This is a genomic window from Oceanobacillus phoenicis, assembly GCF_047238145.1.
Taxonomy (GTDB): domain Bacteria; phylum Bacillota; class Bacilli; order Bacillales; family Amphibacillaceae; genus Oceanobacillus.
Window position 1 is genome coordinate 118,316 of sequence record NZ_JBDFME010000002.1, and the last position, 18,576, is coordinate 136,891.

Consider the following 18,576-nt stretch of genomic DNA (forward strand, 5'->3'; position numbering starts at 1 on the left):
GATAGAAAATCCTTTTATAATTTATATGTAATTAAGATAACATAACCCCTATATATTAAAAAGGGTAAAAGAGAAACTAGTTTATTGTAAGCCATTAATACGTTAAGTTATTTCTAATTCGCTTAGAATCGTTTTCTACAACATGCTTTGTTAGCTGAAGCAACATAGTCACCGTTAACGGTGAATCTCTTCTTTAGAAAATAGATAAAACAATAAATATTCCTAATAAAAGGGTAAATTTCCTCCTATTGTCGGAAATCTTGTCGCTTGCTTTCGCTTTGCTCCATGCTATTTTATAAGTGATTTATGCGACTTGTTTTCGGTGTCGAACCCCAACAACTCGACTATTTCAGAAGACCACTGAAATAGTACGCTTCATTTTTAGTTGGCAGCGATCAACAAAAACCGTTGATTGCTGCCAACTATCTTTCACTTTTTATCTTTTTTTTCAGGCATCGAACCTTCAAAAAAAGCACTCTTTATCTATAGATAGTGCGTTTCCTATTGTTCCTTCCTTCTTTGTTCTCCTCATTATAATGATTGGCTCATAACTTGCGGAAGGGCGTGCGAAAAAGCAAAGGAAATCGGCAAAACCAAGTAGGCTAACCAGGAGTACCAAAGCAAAGTACGCTTTGCAACTCCTGATAAGTCATTGGGTTTCACTCGTTTTCCTACGTGATTTCACCAAAAGCATGTTCAATCACTATGTTTTTCTTGCAAGTCGGCTAAAAACCAAGCCGACCCTTCCCACTTCGTTTTCGCCAACATTAAGGTGAGTTCAAACAAAAAGGAGGAATTGAAATGGAAAAAATTTACGAAATTCAACGTATTAAGCAAGTTGTTAGTGAGGTGGAAGTTAATAATCATGTGATTCGTTGTCCGGAAGATGGTGTAGATATTGCACAGAAATTTATTGGTGATGATGACCGTGAAGTATTCTTTGTCATGTGTTTAAATACCAAAAATCATGTTATCGCTGTACATAGGGCGCATGTTGGATCGCTGAATGCTAGTGTCGTGCATCCAAGGGAGACTTTCAAAGCAGCAATACTCAATAATGCAGCATCTATCATTGTTGCTCATCAGCATCCATCGGGAGATAGTTCTCCATCTCAGGAAGACATTCATGTGACAAAACGATTGAAAGATGCAGGTCAAATAATTGGAATCGAAGTATTAGATCATCTTATTGTTGGTAGAAATCAGTTTACTAGTTTGAAAGAAAAAGGTTATGTATAAGCAAATAAAGGGAGTTCTTCCCTTTATTTGTTTTTTTCTAGGAGTTTCTTTTTCAAAACTTGCGTTATTGAAAAAGAAAAAAGGCAGTAATAAATATATAATATAGTGTTGTTAACAAAGTTAACAAGTGATACAATATAGTTAACAAAGTTAACGAAATGAAGGGGAGATTCAAATGAAATCTGCAACGAAAAAAATTATGGAAGAATTACCTGTTTTGGAACAGTATTTAAATTCCAATGAGAGCACCCTTTTGAGTGATCAAGTATTGTCACAACTCACAAATGAGGAACAAGTATTTTTACGATTGGCTTGGTTTTTTGAGAATCCAAACAAAGAAAATTTCAATTTAGAAAGCTTCTATAAGCATTTAGAAGATGATTGGCTGGAATTCGGACTTGAATTGATTCATTTGTTTTTCAGAAACGATACGTATTTAATCAAGGAACCAACCCATTCGATTATTACAGATCGGGATTATTACATGAATCAAAGTCGATTTGCTGAATTTTTGTTAGAGCATGGGTTGAATTATGACAAGGCGAAATTAAGTGTTTATATCAGTCGTGGAAAAGCTCCAAAAGCTGATATTATTATAAGCGGAACAAAATATTGGGAACGGACTACATGTGAACGATTTTTAAAAGAACAGATTCAGAGTAAGGAAAATTAATGATGAATGATAGAACGAACCGGCTTACCGACTTCGAACGGAAGTTATTAACCATAATTTATCATCACAATAAAAGAGGGCATCTTACAACGATAGAAGAATTAGAATTACGAACTGGTCATGAACCTTCTGATATTGAGCACACCATAAATGATCTAATTGCTAAAAAGTTTCTTTCTGATAGAAGGAAAAGAATTAATAGTGAGATTCAAGCTATTCTAATTGTTCAATATAGTATAATCAAATTATGAACTTGAAAACCTCCTGTAGATTCAGGAGGTAACTGATTTTTTGCTGAAATAACAAAAGATTGTGCGGTTTTTAACTTAAGCTAACAGCTAATTAGATGGATAAGATAGTTAAAATAATCAACTTAAACAAGGAGGTTAACATGAGATTTTCCAAACGAAAATTAAAAGGGCTTCCAGATCCCAAAGAAATAGTTGTGAAGGATTTAGCTAGTTATATACAGTTGTTTTCCGGCGGAAAGTACAAGAATTATTTGTTTAGGGGAGAACCAACCAATTATGATGAAACTATATCTTCAGCATTAAGAGTAGATGCTACTAAGTATTCATTTGTTGAGATGAGAAATGAATTTAAAAAAGAAGTATGGCATAAATTATCTCCTGATGAACGAACTTATTTCACAGCATTTTCACAGCATCATGGTATACCTACAAACCTCATTGATATAACCACTTCTCCATTAGTTGCCCTGTATTTTGCATGTGAAAACTATACTAATCATATGGGTGAAGACTATGATGAGGAAAGAGGTTATGTATATTTATTTGAGGATAATTTTGTTGACATAACAAATATTTTAACAAAGTATGAAGATGAAAATATTTTAGAATTATATGCTTATAATCGGGATAATATCTTGTTTGATATGTATCAAGTATTTTTGGAATTTGAAAAGAAGAAACCAAACCATTTTTATAAATATATAAAGAAGCTGAATGATGATTATCATTATTATTTTGGAAAAGGCTTAGACAAAAATCCTATCCCTAAAAGATTCGTTCCATATAATAACGGAGAATATAAAAGGGAAATATGGAAGTATGTTTTTAATATCACGAATGAAAATGAGGAAGCCAAAGACCTCTTAGCTCAAATAGAAAATACTTTCAGGAAAGTTTCTTATGAAGTTTTATTATACACATTGTATCTTCAAAGTTTTTTACAAAAAATATTAAACTTTACAGAGCCTATTTGGTGGTTCAACTTCATGCCTAATTTCAAATACGCCCCCATATTGACTTTTGAACGTAGTCGCAATCAGCAAGGGTTATTTATATATCAAACTTATTTAATATTCATTGAAGAAGTATATAATGCTGAAATTTTGGCACAACAAAGAATTTGGCCAGACGAAATCATCGTAATTGAAAATAAAAAACAAATCTACAAAGAACTTGATTTCATCGGAATAAATGAAAAATTCATTTATGGTGATTTTGATAATATAGCCTCTTATATTAAAAATAAGAAGTGATTAGTTCATAGTTTGTCTTTTTAATAGGTTGACGACATACAGTGGGCTAACTGGTGCGTTAGTACAATAAGGGTAGTAGAGTAGAAGAAGGTTTTATTATTTATTTATGCTAATATATTTATTAGAAGACACAATTTTTTTGAAAACGGAGGGTATTTTATGATAAGAAAATCAGGGTTGGTTTTTGGTTTTATAGGAGTTCTTGCACTATCAGTTGGATTTACAGATGTATTAGCAAATGGACAAGCTGACGTTAGTAATGGAGATAAAATTAGAATTGTAACCGTAGAGGAACAAGAAGTACGTGAAAATAAGGTTATTGAAGGCAAAGACCTTGAAACAGTTATTACAGCGGAAGAACAAACTAGAGTAGAGAATTCATCAGTTTTATCAGGATTTGTGCCACAAGAAAATGGACAAGGGTTTTATTTTACTAAAGAGCAATAAACTGAATTATTAAAGTAACTAGTTCGTTAGCTTAACAAGTCGATAAAAAAGTCGGATCCTTAGAGTGCGGGAATTCGACTTTTTTTAGGTTGAAAATTGCTTAGTGTTTTGTCGGCAGGCCCCCTATTTACATTTTAAATTTTTGTACCTCAAAAATGAACTACTTAGATTGCTCTTCTTCCAATGGTTCATCAGCTAGTGGATGCAAAATTGATTCAAAAAATGGATATTTATCAATCATTTCTTCAAGTGTTCCAGAATCCTTAATACTAGATTGCGGTTCACAAGATTTGTGTGTAATGGTGTTGAGGATATCCAAATTTACTTCCTCACTAAGATTTACTTCCTTTTGACAACTTGGGCAACGTAATAGCATTTCACTCATTTAAAATTCCCCTTTCGTTAATATGTATATAGATTAACGATTTTAGTAGTTTTTGACAAAAAGCCAAAATTAATTTTTGGAAGGAAAAATACCATTAAAATTGCATTTCCACATAGGAAAAAGGGGTTTTTGGACAAAAAATGGACAAAAAACCTTCCAAAATGTAATTTTGGTAAACCTTTCGACAAAGAAAAACGCTATGTTTGATGTCTCGATTTCCGTCATGATTCGGATTGGTTAACGTTGGTTAACTGGGTTAACCGTATAATAATAGGTTGTTAAATAGTTAACCTAAAATTGTATAAATCATAAGCGAATGGTATAATATAGGTAATAGAACAATATCGGTGAATTTCAATATAAGGAGAGTGAGTAATAATGGCTGACAAAACAATAGGGTTTAAAATAAGTGAAGATTTACAACAAAAAACACAGATGATGATTGAGTCATCCGGGTTATCAAATAAAGATTGGTTTCAAAAAGCAGTTGCATTGGTGGAACAAAGTGAATTAAAGGAAGGTTCTCCAGAACATAAACATGATTTGATAGAATTAGAGACGCATACAACAAGAATCTACGAATTAGTAGCCAATATGGTACAAAGGTCAAATTATTTAAAAGATCAATCTACGAGAGAACTCCAAGAAAAAATAGAGCAAAAGGAATCTACCATCACAGAATTTCAGGAAAAGGCAAAAACAGCTATTGAATCTGCTAAGGAAATGAAAACCTCTCTAGAACAAACGAAACAAGAAGTTGAGGACTTGGAAAAGGCTTTGGAGGAAACTAGGGTTAACAATGAAAACAATCTAGATTTAATTAATCAGTATAAAGAAAAAAACGATACGTTAACTGGTTTAGTGAATGAATATAAATCCTATAAAGAAGATAATGAAACATTAAAGCAAATGTTTGCTGAAGAGAGAACGCAATTGAATGATCAAATTGCTGAATTGTCAGAGGGAAATGTTAATAATATATCTATTATTGAGGAATTAAGAAAAGGAATAGAGGATTTAACGCAAAATAATAAAATAGAGATAGAACAAATAAAGGAACGAAAAGAACTTGAAAAAGATAAGGCTTTACTGGAAACTGAACGAAAATACGCCGACGAAATTACAAGGATGAGTACAGAACATAACGAAACGGTCAAGTCGCTGTATGATGAAATGAATAACATAAGAAAAGAATACGAGGAAAGAATAAACATGTTGCAAGAAGAACATAAAAATGAACTTAATAAGGTTAACAAGAAAAAACAATAAAATCATTAGGTTAACCCGTTAACTCTGGTTTTTCAATTCGATTATAGATGTAAATTTTTTCCATACAAATAAAAGCACCCCTTGAAGGTGTTTTTTATTTGTTCTAATTTTTTCTGGTATCTAGTTAGTGGAGAACCCTTGAATCCCCTTCCCCTGTTCTTTTAGCCATTTACAACAATCCCCTTTCTTTTTTCGCTCTAATTAGCGTGCTTTTAGATATTCCTGTTCTTTCTGTTACTTCTTTGTATGAATTTGTTCCCAGCATTTTTAAAGCTTCCTCAATATGTTTTTTACCGTATTTTTTAGGTCTACCTTCTCGAAAGTCATCACGTTGTTTTGCTATCGCTTTTCCTTCTTGAGTACGCTCTACTATCATATCTCTTTCGAATTCTGCAAAGGCAAGCATCACACTTAAAATCAAACGTCCTGTCGGCGTATCTTCAACGAGACCCATGTTTAAAACATGAACTTTTACCCCTTTTTCAAAAAGTTCTTTGACAATATTTATTCCATCTGTGGTTGTTCTGGCAAAGCGATCTAATTTTGTAACTACAAGCGTATCTCCTTCTTTTAAGACATCCAGTAACTTGGTAAATTCAGGTCTGTCTTTTTTTGTTCCTGTAAATTTCTCCTGAAAAATCTTTTCGCACCCTTCACTTTCTAATCGTTCTATTTGTCCTTGCAAATCTTGATGTAAAGTTGATACTCTTGCGTATCCATATTTCATGAAGAAAATCACCTTTTTTCTACACTTTTTATGAACCTAAGTTATGACACCTTGGCACACCTTGATATTACTACACACGGGTGTCACTTTAAACGCTTTTTTGCACCTTTTTTAGGCGATATTTTGCACTGAGAGTACACAATAAAAAGCCATCTTTTTAATGGATAATGGCTTTTCAATAGTCTATTTGATACCGATAACCAAACTGTCTCGTGCAGCTTCAACAACTTCTGTTGTTATCGTTTGGAGATTGTTAATTTCAAGTATTCGATCAATCTGCATGAAAAGCCTCTGTATAAGCCTAAAGTTCCCATTGGTAATCTTAATAATGCTAGTAATTGCTTCGTAATCGGAAAAGTCTTCAAGTTTTATGGAGAGGCCTAACTCTTCCCATTTATATTCCAAAATATGATGCGTTTCATCTTTGCTGAGGTTATCAAATTCATGTGCAAAACCAATTCTGGAAAAGAGTTGAGGATATCGTGCTAATCGTTTCTCAATGCCGGGCATTCCAATGAATATCATCGCTATGTCGTTTCGATCATAGATATCCCGAAGCTGTTCTAAATGCTGCATTTTTAGTCGGTCAATTTCATCAATAATAATCAAGTCGATATCTTCAAAAGAATCGAGGGGATAATGTTCTTCTTCATCTAGAGTCTTCATTTTATACACAGCTCTCACCATACCCATTTTATATCCAATTGTGTGAATTTCACTTGTCATTTTAGTGGCTTTTACAGCAGGAGCAGTATAAAAAATGGTTTTTGCTTCCAGAATTTGTTCGTCTGCATCTACACCGATTTCCGTTCCTGTTTTATACGCGATTTGCTTTTCAATGGCATCCCAATTTGAATAATATCTTGAGGACAATGTTTTTCCGACACCAGGCAGTCCATAACAAATGCCGATATATTTATATTTAATACAGGCATCACAAAACTCCGCAAATCTTTTGTATTCTTTTGTTTCAATAAATTTTTGTGTTTTATTCATTAAAATACCTCTTTAATTTTGGCTTTTTTGAATCCGAATGAGTCGAGTTGCCCTCCAAATCTTTTTGCTTTGACATAGCAACTTCCACCGCAACCGTTTTCCCTGTATCAAGTTGCTTTTTCAGATTTCTCCTTCTTTTATTTCGGGCTGAAACAATATCCTTTAAATCGACTGTATAATCAGAGATTTCAGGGGAAATTGCTGTACATAAGTATTCGTCTTTAAAGAAAACTCGTATCTCCGCAATATCCCGCGGATCATAACGAATAATAACTGTTTCGCCAACGTATGCAGCCAAGTTAGTATTGATATATCTTAATCCCTGAAAATGAATACCATCCGAATGAACCTTCCTCGGTTTTGCTACATTTAATAACAATAAATCTAGACTTTCCAAACTATCTGGCATATTAGGGAGAAAACCAGAATTATTCCAATCTTTTATGGGTTCTTTTTTTGTTGTACCATGAACCCTGTGATGATAGTTATATATGATGAAATTTGATAATTTTTCATCAAGTTCTGTAAGGGTAAGAAGTGCAGTGCTATTTTGATTACCAAGATAACCAGGTAAGTCTTGTAGAAACAGTTGATTAATGGTTAAAAAAAATCTTTCTATTTTCCCACGCCCTCTAGGAACTCCTACTGTAGAGAAGACTAGATTAATCTTTAAATCAATTGCTACTTGTTCCAAATGATTGGAGGTAAAATCACTTCCATGATCTGTATAAAATTTTTCAGGGATACCACATATTTGCCAATCGGGGTTTCTTTTTCTCCATATTGCTTGGTGTAAGACCAAAGATGTATGTATAGCAGAAGGGTCTTGAAAAGTTAAAAAATATCCAGCAACTGCTCGACTATAGTCATCTAAAATAATTGTTAGCCAAGGTCTTTCTGGTTTTCCTTTTTCATTTAAAACAATTATATCTAATGGGGTATGATCAGCTTGCCATATCTCATTAGGGTAATTAGCCTCTCGTCGGTGAATTAAATCATAAGTGTTTTGATATTCTTTTTTCCCTTCATAGGCTAGTTTTTTTAGTCCTGGTGATAAAGTCTTTGAGATAGCATAAACCTGATAGTAACTGGGTTGCTTCCAGTTATGCATTTTGCATGTTTCACATATCTTCCTATAGATAGAAGTAATTGAATTTCTTTTGTGTTTGATTATTAAGTTCTTAATCTCTTCTTGCACTTCTTTTTCAACTTTAACGCTTCCAGAATCCGTTCGTTTTTTACGTATCAATCCCTTTAAACCAAATTGTTGGTACTTGCTAATCCAATATTGTAGTGTTCGTTTTGAGATACCTGATTCCTCGGCGATAGCTTTTAAACTTTCTTGGTGATTAAGGTATGGTGCAATTAACCTATATTTATTCACAGCCTCTTGTCGCTGATCCTCCGAATACGAAGTTAACTGAGGGAGTTCATTTTTCATATAAAACAGCTCCTTCTAATAAGTGAAGCTAGTACTTTTAACTTTTACTCTTATTTAAATATCGATAAAGAGTGGCTCTACTAATTCCAGTCATTTCAACAATTTCCTTTACACTGTATTCTTCAGTATTATAAAGATTTATGGCTTTTGTAATATCTTTAGTTCCTACTCTTGGTCGTCCTCCTTTTCTTCCTCTAGCTCTAGCACTTTTTAGTCCTTCCTTTGTTCGTTCAACGATCAAATCTCTTTCAAACTGACTAAAAGCTTGAAAAACGGTCATCATTAATCTTCCTTGTGGAGTAGTAGTGTCAAAATTTTCTTTAACACTAATTAATTTCACATTGTTTTCTTCAAAGTAATTAACTAAATCAATTAAATCTTTCGTGCTTCTACCTAATCTTGAAAAACTTTCTACAACAACAATATCGCCTGGTCTCAACTTGTCTTTTAAACGATTTAACTCTGGCCGGTTTGATTTTGTTCCTGTCATTTTTTCTGTCAGAATTTCATTACAATTATATTTTTCTAATAAATCCAATTGACGTGCTAAATCTTGTTGACGAGTACTCACTCGAGCATACCCGTAAATATACTGACTCATAAAAAAACCACCTTTTCAGTAAAATTATATCACAAAAGGTGGTATATGATACATAGATTTTGAGCAATATTTAAAGACAAAATAAACTATGATTATAAGCTATTTAATTGTGATAGAAAAAAAGTCTCAAAAACATTCGTTTTTAAGATAAATATTTTATAAGAATAATTATATTGGATAGGTGGTAATAAAAATGCAATTAAATATACAATAACTAATGAATTAGCTATAAATAATTCTAAATAAAATATTTCCATTCAAGATGTCCTTTCAATATTGATAATGCAGAATTTAGTCGTAATGCGGATTTAAAATAAAGATTGATTATCTGATATAAAACCCTGTACTTTTTCTTGTCTCGCAAATGGTTATTCGGCAAGCCAAGTCTTTAGACTGCTGGCTTCTTGGCTGGGAAGGCATGCCCACAGAGGTCTCCATGTCAAGCCACACCAGTATAATTATACATTTAATGCGGGTATATTCATTTTAACATTGTATAAAAACTGGCTAACAAAAAACCATGGATTTTTACTGGAATAAGGTGCTGGTGCATCTTTACAATAGTATGTTGAAAGTTCCGTTAGCATAATAGAATCAAAGTACTTTAAAAATTATATTGTCAATTATTGTCGTATTTTTAAAACTATTGAACTATGTGGGGTCCTACCAACAAAACGCGGAAAACATACGTTAATTAGACTATCATAAAGAGAGGATAGTTCGTTCAGTATATGGGCGAATACCTTCTCTTTTTCTGTAAATCAGAAATATAAACAAGACCTTACAAATTTTGTTTAAAAAGTATAATATAATTATATATTTTGGCTATTGGAGGAGGACAAATGAAGGTTTTCTTCGACTTCATCTCCTTAAAAGGGGTTACTTTATGGCTGCTATGTGGATTCCGCAACCATCCGATAAACTTTGCTAGGTTCTGTAAGATGATCTCCATATAATCCTTGTCAATTTCCTCTAAGAAACCCTTTTGACAAGTTAAGTGATTTTTTTCCAAAACCATTATTAATTATTGATGGTGACCAAGATATTGATTCGCCGTACTTTTATTCGTTAGAACTATATAAGAAGTTATTACCGAAGTATTCTGGACATCTCGATAAACTTAAACTTAGTATGCCTTTTGTTAATCATCAGTTTACTTACAGTATGAAACTTGAGGCGTGCGGCTGGTTTGAAAAACATCTTAGATAATAGTTGATCTTGGGAACAACTTGCTGGGGAACATAGGGCATACACCACAATCGGGCGCATTTCTTTAATAAGGACTTCGTATTTCATATTTGACACAAATTGCAAAGGAGGAAAGGTAATGATACAAATTATTAATTCTTTAAATAAAAATTATAAAGTTTCGATAGTATATGGAGAAAATGGAGATATTTTTGAAGGTTATGTGGATTCAATTACAGATGATTATCTAATAATTCATGAATATGTTTCCGATATTTATAGAACGTTGTATCACGATCAGATAATAGAGATACAAAAGATTTAATACGTATTTCGCTAAAATTATGTAGTAACTTATTCAAGACTCGGGTGCGTTTGTTGCACAAGAAGCAAGGGATTGATACATATTGGACATGTTTAATATGAATCAATCTCTATTTTTTATGACTTTTTGCAATTTAGGTCTTAATAACATATGCTAAGAGAAATACCGAGGTAAAAAGGCCAATTTTTCCTACGCTAAGGAATCATTGGCCTTTAGTATTATTGAAGAAGAGGGCGTAGGGAATGTAAACTCGTTACTTTTCTTACATCAAAGTTCCATACGTATCACCATTTGGATAGGGACACCTAAACTTTTTAGGAGAATATCCTTTTAAACCCGAGATTTTGAACTCCATACATTCCCAATGTACACATAGGATATAAAAAACCCTGATTTTTCTGCTTAGCGTAGAAAAATCAGGGTTTTATTTATCTTTTGATATGATCCTTAGCGTATGTTTTCCGCGTTTTGTTGGTATTACCCCTATTTAATCGTACTAAAAAAGACTTAAACCTACTGCCTATAAATTTATTATTTAGTGCCTAAATATATTAATATCCTCCTGGAGAAACACTCATATCAAATCCGCCACTTTCTTCTTCTTTCACATATCCATCAATAGAATAAATATTTTGTTTTTTTGTCTTTGCTTGTTCTTCTGCAAGTTGGTATTCATTTATGTACTTATAATCATCATAAAGGTAAGCAGTTCTTGCTAATCCATTACTTAACAAAGTCTTTTGAATGCTTATACCTTCAGTAGTATAAGCATGAGCGATGAGTCTATCATAATTATCAAAGAGTGCTTTGGGGTCTATTTCCAAATAAACTTCACCATTATAAACCAATCTTTCTACAGCTTCTTTCGCTTCAGTTCCAAATAGTTCATTTTTTCCATTTGTTATTTCCGGTGTATCAATACTAATAAGGCGAACTCCTAAAGTTGCATTGTCACTTGAATTAATTTCATCTTCAATAGCTTTTTGCGTGGTAACATTTTTTATAAACGATGTATCAATATTGGAAATAGTGAGTGTATCACCATCTCGCACAGTTGCTATATTAGCAACAACATAATCTCCATCTTCTAACTTAATTTCATTAGGTACGGGATCTTGTGGTAATAAGGAACTTAATGACTTCTCCCACTCCTTTTCTGTATCGTCCACAATACCTAATGAATTAGGTGTACTTGAGCAAGCAGCTAAAATAATTATTTGCAAACAGAATACTAAAATAAACTTATGTTGTTTCCTCAAACAAATCCCTCCTATCAAACTATTCTGTGTTAAATTGTTAATTTAAAGCTCTTTGTTGCTTCTTTCATCTAGGTTCCCACATAGTTCATAAAGAGTATGGGTTATATGTTGATATTCAGATAAACTTTTTTTTTTATCTCGATAAGATTCAAGCAGTTTCAATTGGAGCCTCTCTGCATAATCGGTATAACTCAATGGGTCCATCATTTCTCCCCCCCTCTTATTATCAGTTTAGTCACCTTAAGGCCCAGCAACAGTAATTTATTCTTTATAATGTTCGTCAATAATACTTACAATCAACTGATCCACTGTAATTCCGTTACGTTTTGATTCATGCTTTAATCTACGTTTTTGTTCTTTATTCATATGAATTAGTATGCTCTCAAGACAACTGTCTAATAAAATACCATTGTGACGTTCTGTTACTTTCCCTTTTACAACATGCTCTTGTAACAAGGTATAAGTAACGTCATTACTTAGTTTTAACAACACAGGTTTAACCTGGATATTAATATAATCATCTTCTATAAATAACTTCATATTTTTATAGCTAAGATTTCTATAAAATAATTCAATCACTTCATAAACTGGAGAATGTAGTGAGTTTGGTAGCTTAAATTGAAAGGATATATCTCCTGGTTTATTTATGGTATTTAGGTTCACATATTTTTCTCTTGGATAAAATCCTTTTTCTTTTAACTGTTCAAATTTAATCTGTTCACCGTTATCAGTAATAATGTGACCGCTATCTTTAGTAATTTTTTCTACTCTAGCGAACTCATTATTTTTCACATTAGTGAAAGGCTGATATAAATAATAATTCCATTTTTTTTGATAAAAATAATCTTTATTCGACCTATTATTGTTGTAATCCATTTTTAACTCTTCCAAAACATCATAGGATACAAAATAAGTCATTCTGCCTTTATATTTAACTTTATCGGCTTTTATTTTTCCTTCCTTAATTTGTTTTGAAACTGTTGTTTGATGTATTCCCAATTCTTCTGCAACCTGCGCTGTTGTATACCCTTCGGGTCTTTGATTTTCAAGTCGTTGTACATCAGATAAATAAAACAACATTGTCTCATCAACTTGCCAATCATCATAAACTGGTTTTAGTTTTTGGTTTTTCACATATTGATATATAGTGGTAACAGTTAAACCCAACCGCTCAGCTACCTCTTTTGTACTTAATAATTTCTCATCCATTCTTAATTCCTCCTATCACTCGTTAACATGAGAAGATACAACTCTTAAGTCATCTTCATGTATGTAAGCTATCTTTTCTTGATTTCTATAAGAGACTACAAATATTGATTTATCATAATATCCATTCTTTATATCACAAATAGTCCCTACATCATATGATAAAGATTGGAGATAGAAAAACTCTTTATCAGATATATTCTCTAATTGAACTAACATAGGTTTGTCAGCTTGTACCGTATAGCCAATATCTATATTTTTTTTGTCCACTATAACTCTCCCCTTCGATGATCTACAAAGTTATTTGTAATACTATTTCTAAATTACCGTAAGTTCCTCTCGCTATAATAGCCAAGTCATAATACAAAGAATAATACATCTTCACAAATTAATTGAACTCACTATTAAAAGAATTATTAACTATCACCTAATTTCTAAAAAATCAAACTCATGCACGCATGTCTTTTTACCTATAAATAAATTATAACATAACTGTTATATTTGTATAGTTATTCAACATAAATATAACAGTTATGTATATATTTTGTTTTCGTCTATTCTTATTATATAATGGACAAATAAATAGATTTTTCCAATATAATATTATTTAAGCAGATTATTACAGGTCTTCATGCTATTATAGTTATAGTTATCATGTGCAAAGGTATCTAATATATAAATTTAATTATTAAAACTATAGAAGGCATTAAAAAACATATAAAGGAGTTGATAGATAGTGAACTCGGATAATCCACTAGTAAAGATGGCATACATTAAAGAGAATAATATATCGTTATCAAATGTAAAGGACAGTTCTTTAAATAAACAAGTAAAAGCAGCATTACTTGATGAAAGTTATAAAGAAGAATTTTTTAGGAGAATATTTGAAACAGATACATCCGACTATAGCAAGTTTAATGATATAGAAATGATTTACTTATATGTGCATCAAGAGAAGGATCAAGACGAAGAAAAAAATACACAACAAAATACGAAAAAAGAATATGTACGAGAGTTACTTCATGTTTATTTGCTTCTGAATAATAATCGTGACCAATTTGGCATTCCTTTTAATACCAATGGAGACCTTTTTCGAACTTTAAAGGAAAAGCACATAAGATTATATCAACAGTGGTTAAAAACAGCTCCACTAGGTAAAGGAAATAAACCATACTCTATTGCAACAATATCTAGGAAGACGACCATTTTTAAGTCATTTCTTTTGTATTTATATAATAAACAATACATTACTTCCCCAATTCATAAAGAATTTCTTGCAGCTAAAGTGAGCAAAAAAGATAGGCCAAACAGAGATATAAGTAAGAAGGAAGTCATTCAACTTCTTGATTATTATCGTACTAATCCTATTGTTCACGGTTTTTTATCTATATTAGTTACAACAGGAGCAAGAATAGAGGAAATATGTTCAGCAAAAGTAAGTGACTTAACATACGAGAAAGACGAGATAACAAACCAATATCATTATTGGCTAGAAGTTACCGGGAAAGGTAATAAAAACCGTTCCCTTCTTATTCATGATAATGTTTTTGAGGCAATAATGAGATTTAGACATAGAAGGAGATTAGATACAGTTTTAAACCCTATCGATCATTCACCACTATTTACTACTGCAAAGGGTAAAGCGTATCAATATAAAAATTTATCAATGTTCCTCACTAAGCATATTCGTGAAGCCGACGTTCCATTTATTCAGATTAATAATCAACTCAAAGAACAGATTGATGCTGGACTGTTACCTGAAAAGAGAATTAGGTCCCTCTCACCTCACACGTTAAGACATGCTTTTGCTATTATTAGTGCTGAAAATAATAGTGATGTATTTAGAATTATGCAATCGCTTGGTCATGAAAAAATAGAAACAACCATGATCTATCTTGAAAATAAACAATCAAAAGAACAGAATGTAGGTCAGGATTGGAAAGGGAATGACATATTGAATTATATTTAGTTTCAAGGTTCATCTAAAGTTTTCAAAATCTAGGGAGTTTATAAATATTACTTTTACAACTATACCCTTTTAGTAAAAAAGGAGCGTGGATGAATAGAGGGCGCTGAAAAACTAGCGCTTTAGTTTTTACAAATACAAGAACCCCTTTACCCTGGGGGTCTACCTTCTATTTCTGTTGCTTACAAATGGTGTGGGAATGGTTGTGGAAGTGGTACACCAGTGAATTCAGTTAATACATGCTGCCGAACTCACGATAATTGCTATGGTACATTTGGTAGTTATCCTGATAGGTGTGACTGTGATACTAATTCCACTTAGGAAGTAAAAGACCCTGATTTTTCTGCTTAGGGTAGAAAAATTAGGGCTTTACCTTCTAAAAAGTTCCTTAACGTATAATATCCACGTTTTGTCGGATGGACCCCTTATATTGCTTATTTAGTTCTCTTTCTGTTCCATTTTGTACAATTACTAAATAACAAAATAATTGCTCTTTAATTGAAAAAGAAGCAGTGAGCTTTTTACCTTAAATTCTAAGAATTTATAAAACATCTCCTCAAGTGTTTAATCTCCATCAAACAAATAAAATAGATAATATTCTCCCGTCTTATTACAACAAATACATGATTTATGACATTGCTTGTTTACTTTTTTAAAGTGTGGAGAAACTAGGTGTCTTATAACATATTTAACATGTTCATTACAGACATACAAAAAATATCCACCTCATTCATTTATATTTTGAAAACATATTAAAATACTTATTAGACTTAAAATTTTCAGACTGTTCTTCTATAGACACGTCTAACTCAAACAATCTATCTACAAATTCATTAGTCCATTGCGAGCTCTTTCCTTCTTCAAATCCATATTCATCTACATATTTTGTACATTCTGGTTTTATTTTTCTTATAAAGTCCTGAGGAATAAAATTTCCAAATATTTCCTCTGTGTGAAATAATACATAGTAAACAATTTTTTGAACCCAAGGATCTGATTTAACTTCATTAGAAAAGTTATCCCAATCAATTGTATATTTATTTATTAATTCATAGATATCTACAAAATCTCTTAAAATATGATCTTTTCCTTTTATAATATTTTGTAGCATTGTATTATCTTGGAAAATATGAGAGCATAATTGTAGTAAATTATGTTCTGGTTTTAAAATAAAAAACTTCCCCTTATCATTGTTTATGGTTTCTAAGTTGTTAAATAGGTTCTCTAAAGGGAAATCAACAGGAAGGTTTTCTGCGTGACTAAAGATATCAAATTGAACATCTATTTCAAAAAAATTATTAAATAAGTCTCCCTTTTTCAAGAAAGGTACTACTTCGTGAGTGGATAATCTATAAAAAGTTTTTTCAAATCTAGTTGCTGGTAGAGGAACACCATTCTCAATCTTATTTGATTGTATAAACCCATAGTCTTCTATTACTTTTGTAACTTTTGGTATGTCCTTTTCCTGTATCAGAAGGTCATAATCATTAGATTGTCTTAAACCCAAGTCCCCGTAAACTAGTAAGTTTAATGCAGCCCCTTTTATTGGGGTGCAAATTATATTTTTTGAATAAAGATCTTGGATAATAGGAGTTAAGAAACTTTCTCGTTCTTGATTTTTTTGTTTAGTGCCTAAATAATTTATCTCTAATAAAGATATCCATTTTCTGCTAACGGGAAGTTTTGAATCAATAATTTGGTGGTATAGAAAAGAAGGTAACTTATGATGTATTACAAGATTAAAGAAATACCCCCAGTCGGTTGAGTTACTTCTTAATAATTTATTAACTTTATCTTCTTCTTCTATACCTAATCTTACTTTTAGTAAGGTTATTAATAACCTCTCTTCATGTTTCATTGATTACCTCCTTGGTTTAACTTTATTCGAGTTACAATATTTGATCTAAAATACTGAGTCATATTTGGTGATAATTTTAACCCTGAGTACTCAAATATACTATCTAAATCAATCAAAAGATCCAGTTGCTGCTCCCCTATTATTGCCAACAAAATTGAATTTAAATATTTCAATCTCCTTCCTGTAAAACTTTCAGTAGGTATAGAATTATTTATTCTTTGTAGAATAGAAATCTTTTCATTATCGTTTTTTGTTTCTAAGTCCCATAACAAACTACTTTGGTTTAGACATCTTAACCTAGACAAATATAAAATATTTAAACCCTGGGTGACAACTTCATGTTCAACACTTTTTTTTCTATTATTAATACTCTCAGAAGACTGTAGAACGGACTGAAGTTTTTCCCAATTATTAAGATTATTCTTTTGTTCTATAGGTTTTATATCTTCAGTATTTGGAAAAGCCCATAATAAAATATCATTGACTATGTCTTCATCAGGTATATGAACATATGAATAATTATACTTTGTAAGTGTAGACAAAGATCTTAAAGTATGTTTGTTAGGGTATACACTTTTCCCTTTTATAGTGTTGATTATTTGATATGTGCTTTCTTTTTGAGGTCTCCCGTTATACTCCAACAAAACAATTGCTGCTTGCTTATTACAATATTCATTATAAGAATTGAACATCCATGGAATCGTCTGGAGTCGGTTATTTTTATTTGTTGGGCCAGACATATACATAAAATCCACAATTTCTGGAGTGAAATTAATTACTACTGCACTTTTAAATAGAAAGTTATTATTTTCTAATAATTTTCCAATAGATACAATTAATCTATCTCCTGAAGCTTCTGGAGCGACTATGAGTGGTATAAGAACATTTCCAGTCTGGTTTTCCATCTTCAACTTTTGATCACGCCCTTGTATGGAGGTTTCCAACCAATCCTATTTAAAGATAAGATGGCTATATAAGGGATGTTCAACTTTAGAGATTGCTCTACATCCTCCAAGTTATTTAAAGTTAGTTTACTGGATAGTAAAGAGTTATTTATTACAAAACTGTTCTCTTTATATAGGTTTATAATCTTAAATGACCAAGTCTTCCAATCAGTACCCTCTACATCAAAATTAATTATTTCATATAGCTGTTGTATATTTGAATTGTCAAAAAAGAGCCAAAGGGGATTGTTATTTTCCAAGTATTCCGATATTTGTTTGTCTTCTAATTCTATAAAGCTAATTTCATCTACCTTTGGCAAATTAATTGAATTTATTAATACTAAATCCTTAGATAGTTCACGTAGATAGTAAAACTCAAACTTCTTACCCTTTTCCTCCTTAGTTTTAAATTGTGGAGAAATGAGTTGATAAATTGAGTTAGGAGGAATACCTCTTATAAGTTTAATTTCCGAACTAAACTTAAACCCATTAAACCTTGCTTTTTTTATCTGCTCCCAAGATGTTATCCAATATATACTCTTTTTCAT

Annotated in this window: 19 protein-coding genes and 1 pseudogene; 8 read left to right on the forward strand and 12 right to left on the reverse strand. The window is 31.7% G+C overall.

From position 1 onward, the window contains the following. Positions 1-801 precede the first annotated feature (801 nt). The 5 genes from ABC346_RS20400 (at position 802) to ABC346_RS20420 (ending at position 3,863) form a co-directional block, all read left to right on the forward strand. Positions 802-1,239 carry a JAB domain-containing protein gene (locus ABC346_RS20400; protein ID WP_413236620.1) on the forward strand — a complete coding sequence of 146 codons (438 nt, stop codon included), beginning with the start codon at positions 802-804 and terminating at the stop codon, positions 1,237-1,239. A 175-nt stretch (positions 1,240-1,414) separates the two neighbouring features. Beyond that, the gene (locus tag ABC346_RS20405) at positions 1,415-1,912 is read left to right on the forward strand and encodes a hypothetical protein (protein WP_413236621.1); all 498 of its coding nucleotides are present in this window, start codon (positions 1,415-1,417) and stop codon (positions 1,910-1,912) included. Between the two features lie 2 nt (positions 1,913-1,914). Next, entirely contained in the window at positions 1,915-2,163 is a 249-nt protein-coding gene (locus ABC346_RS20410; RefSeq protein ID WP_413236622.1) for a hypothetical protein, read from the forward strand. A gap of 140 nt (positions 2,164-2,303) precedes the next feature. Then, a complete protein-coding gene (locus ABC346_RS20415) occupies positions 2,304-3,416 on the forward strand; it encodes an FRG domain-containing protein (protein WP_413236623.1) in 1,113 nt (370 codons plus the stop codon). Between the two features lie 159 nt (positions 3,417-3,575). Next, a complete protein-coding gene (locus tag ABC346_RS20420) occupies positions 3,576-3,863 on the forward strand; it encodes a hypothetical protein (RefSeq protein ID WP_413236624.1) in 288 nt (95 codons plus the stop codon). 160 nt (positions 3,864-4,023) lie between these two features. Here the strand turns inward: ABC346_RS20420 and ABC346_RS20425 are convergent, their stop codons facing one another. Further along, positions 4,024-4,248: a hypothetical protein gene (locus ABC346_RS20425; protein WP_413236625.1), complete on the reverse strand. Its 225-nt coding sequence runs from the start codon at positions 4,246-4,248 to the stop codon at positions 4,024-4,026. Between the two features lie 378 nt (positions 4,249-4,626). Between ABC346_RS20425 and ABC346_RS20430 the strand changes: the two genes are divergently transcribed. Beyond that, positions 4,627-5,517 carry a hypothetical protein gene (locus ABC346_RS20430; RefSeq protein WP_413236626.1) on the forward strand — a complete coding sequence of 297 codons (891 nt, stop codon included), beginning with the start codon at positions 4,627-4,629 and terminating at the stop codon, positions 5,515-5,517. A gap of 169 nt (positions 5,518-5,686) precedes the next feature. Here ABC346_RS20430 and ABC346_RS20435 read toward each other — a convergent pair whose 3' ends face one another. The 4 genes and pseudogenes from ABC346_RS20435 to ABC346_RS20450 all read right to left on the reverse strand — a co-directional run. Then, positions 5,687-6,244: a recombinase family protein gene (locus ABC346_RS20435; protein ID WP_413236627.1), complete on the reverse strand. Its 558-nt coding sequence runs from the start codon at positions 6,242-6,244 to the stop codon at positions 5,687-5,689. A gap of 183 nt (positions 6,245-6,427) precedes the next feature. Continuing rightward, on the reverse strand, positions 6,428-7,240 hold the full coding sequence (locus tag ABC346_RS20440; protein ID WP_317958684.1) for an AAA family ATPase: 813 nt from the start codon (positions 7,238-7,240) through the stop codon (positions 6,428-6,430). Then, positions 7,233-8,681 (reverse strand): Mu transposase C-terminal domain-containing protein, encoded by a 1,449-nt coding sequence (locus tag ABC346_RS20445; RefSeq protein WP_317958685.1) that lies wholly within the window; start codon positions 8,679-8,681, stop codon positions 7,233-7,235. The genes ABC346_RS20440 and ABC346_RS20445 overlap by 8 nt, the downstream gene beginning before the upstream one ends. A gap of 43 nt (positions 8,682-8,724) precedes the next feature. Continuing rightward, positions 8,725-9,282, reverse strand: a pseudogene (locus ABC346_RS20450) (recombinase family protein); the annotation flags it as partial. A gap of 1,327 nt (positions 9,283-10,609) precedes the next feature. On the opposite strand from ABC346_RS20450, the gene ABC346_RS20455 reads away from it, so the two are divergent. Further along, entirely contained in the window at positions 10,610-10,795 is a 186-nt protein-coding gene (locus ABC346_RS20455) for a hypothetical protein (protein WP_105101340.1), read from the forward strand. A gap of 551 nt (positions 10,796-11,346) precedes the next feature. On the opposite strand, the gene ABC346_RS20460 is transcribed toward ABC346_RS20455, so the two are convergent. Genes ABC346_RS20460 through ABC346_RS20475 form a run of 4 tightly spaced genes read right to left on the reverse strand, consistent with a single transcriptional unit; the run spans position 11,347 to position 13,530 of the window. Continuing rightward, positions 11,347-12,054: a thermonuclease family protein gene (locus ABC346_RS20460; protein ID WP_317958687.1), complete on the reverse strand. Its 708-nt coding sequence runs from the start codon at positions 12,052-12,054 to the stop codon at positions 11,347-11,349. 42 nt (positions 12,055-12,096) lie between these two features. Beyond that, positions 12,097-12,261 (reverse strand): hypothetical protein, encoded by a 165-nt coding sequence (locus ABC346_RS20465; protein ID WP_317958688.1) that lies wholly within the window; start codon positions 12,259-12,261, stop codon positions 12,097-12,099. 54 nt (positions 12,262-12,315) lie between these two features. After that, a complete protein-coding gene (locus tag ABC346_RS20470; RefSeq protein ID WP_317958689.1) occupies positions 12,316-13,263 on the reverse strand; it encodes a helix-turn-helix domain-containing protein in 948 nt (315 codons plus the stop codon). Between the two features lie 15 nt (positions 13,264-13,278). After that, positions 13,279-13,530 carry a hypothetical protein gene (locus ABC346_RS20475; protein WP_317958690.1) on the reverse strand — a complete coding sequence of 84 codons (252 nt, stop codon included), beginning with the start codon at positions 13,528-13,530 and terminating at the stop codon, positions 13,279-13,281. Positions 13,531-13,996: 466 nt separating this feature from the next. Here ABC346_RS20475 and ABC346_RS20480 point away from each other — a divergent pair, with 466 nt between their 5' ends. Beyond that, positions 13,997-15,229 carry a tyrosine-type recombinase/integrase gene (locus ABC346_RS20480; protein ID WP_413236628.1) on the forward strand — a complete coding sequence of 411 codons (1,233 nt, stop codon included), beginning with the start codon at positions 13,997-13,999 and terminating at the stop codon, positions 15,227-15,229. 727 nt (positions 15,230-15,956) lie between these two features. Here the strand turns inward: ABC346_RS20480 and ABC346_RS20485 are convergent. Genes ABC346_RS20485 through ABC346_RS20495 form a run of 3 tightly spaced genes read right to left on the reverse strand, consistent with a single transcriptional unit; the run spans position 15,957 to position 18,576 of the window. Further along, complete coding sequence (locus ABC346_RS20485; RefSeq protein ID WP_413236629.1) at positions 15,957-17,084, reverse strand: nucleotidyltransferase family protein; 1,128 nt, start codon at positions 17,082-17,084, stop codon at positions 15,957-15,959. Then, complete coding sequence (locus tag ABC346_RS20490) at positions 17,081-17,995, reverse strand: hypothetical protein (protein ID WP_413236630.1); 915 nt, start codon at positions 17,993-17,995, stop codon at positions 17,081-17,083. Before ABC346_RS20490 ends, ABC346_RS20485 begins: the two co-directional genes overlap by 4 nt. Then, complete coding sequence (locus tag ABC346_RS20495) at positions 17,992-18,576, reverse strand: hypothetical protein (protein ID WP_413236631.1); 585 nt, start codon at positions 18,574-18,576, stop codon at positions 17,992-17,994. Before ABC346_RS20495 ends, ABC346_RS20490 begins: the two co-directional genes overlap by 4 nt.

What these genes read in the sequence shown, in the direction of transcription:
- ABC346_RS20455 (WP_105101340.1), top strand. Translation starts at nt 10,610, where the DNA reads ATGATACAAATTATTAATTCTTTAAATAAAAATTATAAAGTTTCGATA.
- ABC346_RS20410 (WP_413236622.1), top strand. Translation starts at nt 1,915, where the DNA reads ATGAATGATAGAACGAACCGGCTTACCGACTTCGAACGGAAGTTATTA.
- ABC346_RS20400 (WP_413236620.1), top strand. Translation starts at nt 802, where the DNA reads ATGGAAAAAATTTACGAAATTCAACGTATTAAGCAAGTTGTTAGTGAG.
- ABC346_RS20495 (WP_413236631.1), bottom strand. Translation starts at nt 18,576, where the DNA reads ATGAAAAAGAGTATATATTGGATAACATCTTGGGAGCAGATAAAAAAA.
- ABC346_RS20425 (WP_413236625.1), bottom strand. Translation starts at nt 4,248, where the DNA reads ATGAGTGAAATGCTATTACGTTGCCCAAGTTGTCAAAAGGAAGTAAAT.
- ABC346_RS20415 (WP_413236623.1), top strand. Translation starts at nt 2,304, where the DNA reads ATGAGATTTTCCAAACGAAAATTAAAAGGGCTTCCAGATCCCAAAGAA.
- ABC346_RS20445 (WP_317958685.1), bottom strand. Translation starts at nt 8,681, where the DNA reads ATGAAAAATGAACTCCCTCAGTTAACTTCGTATTCGGAGGATCAGCGA.
- ABC346_RS20485 (WP_413236629.1), bottom strand. Translation starts at nt 17,084, where the DNA reads ATGAAACATGAAGAGAGGTTATTAATAACCTTACTAAAAGTAAGATTA.
- ABC346_RS20420 (WP_413236624.1), top strand. Translation starts at nt 3,576, where the DNA reads ATGATAAGAAAATCAGGGTTGGTTTTTGGTTTTATAGGAGTTCTTGCA.
- ABC346_RS20470 (WP_317958689.1), bottom strand. Translation starts at nt 13,263, where the DNA reads ATGGATGAGAAATTATTAAGTACAAAAGAGGTAGCTGAGCGGTTGGGT.
- ABC346_RS20435 (WP_413236627.1), bottom strand. Translation starts at nt 6,244, where the DNA reads ATGAAATATGGATACGCAAGAGTATCAACTTTACATCAAGATTTGCAA.
- ABC346_RS20440 (WP_317958684.1), bottom strand. Translation starts at nt 7,240, where the DNA reads ATGAATAAAACACAAAAATTTATTGAAACAAAAGAATACAAAAGATTT.
- ABC346_RS20430 (WP_413236626.1), top strand. Translation starts at nt 4,627, where the DNA reads ATGGCTGACAAAACAATAGGGTTTAAAATAAGTGAAGATTTACAACAA.
- ABC346_RS20405 (WP_413236621.1), top strand. Translation starts at nt 1,415, where the DNA reads ATGAAATCTGCAACGAAAAAAATTATGGAAGAATTACCTGTTTTGGAA.
- ABC346_RS20465 (WP_317958688.1), bottom strand. Translation starts at nt 12,261, where the DNA reads ATGATGGACCCATTGAGTTATACCGATTATGCAGAGAGGCTCCAATTG.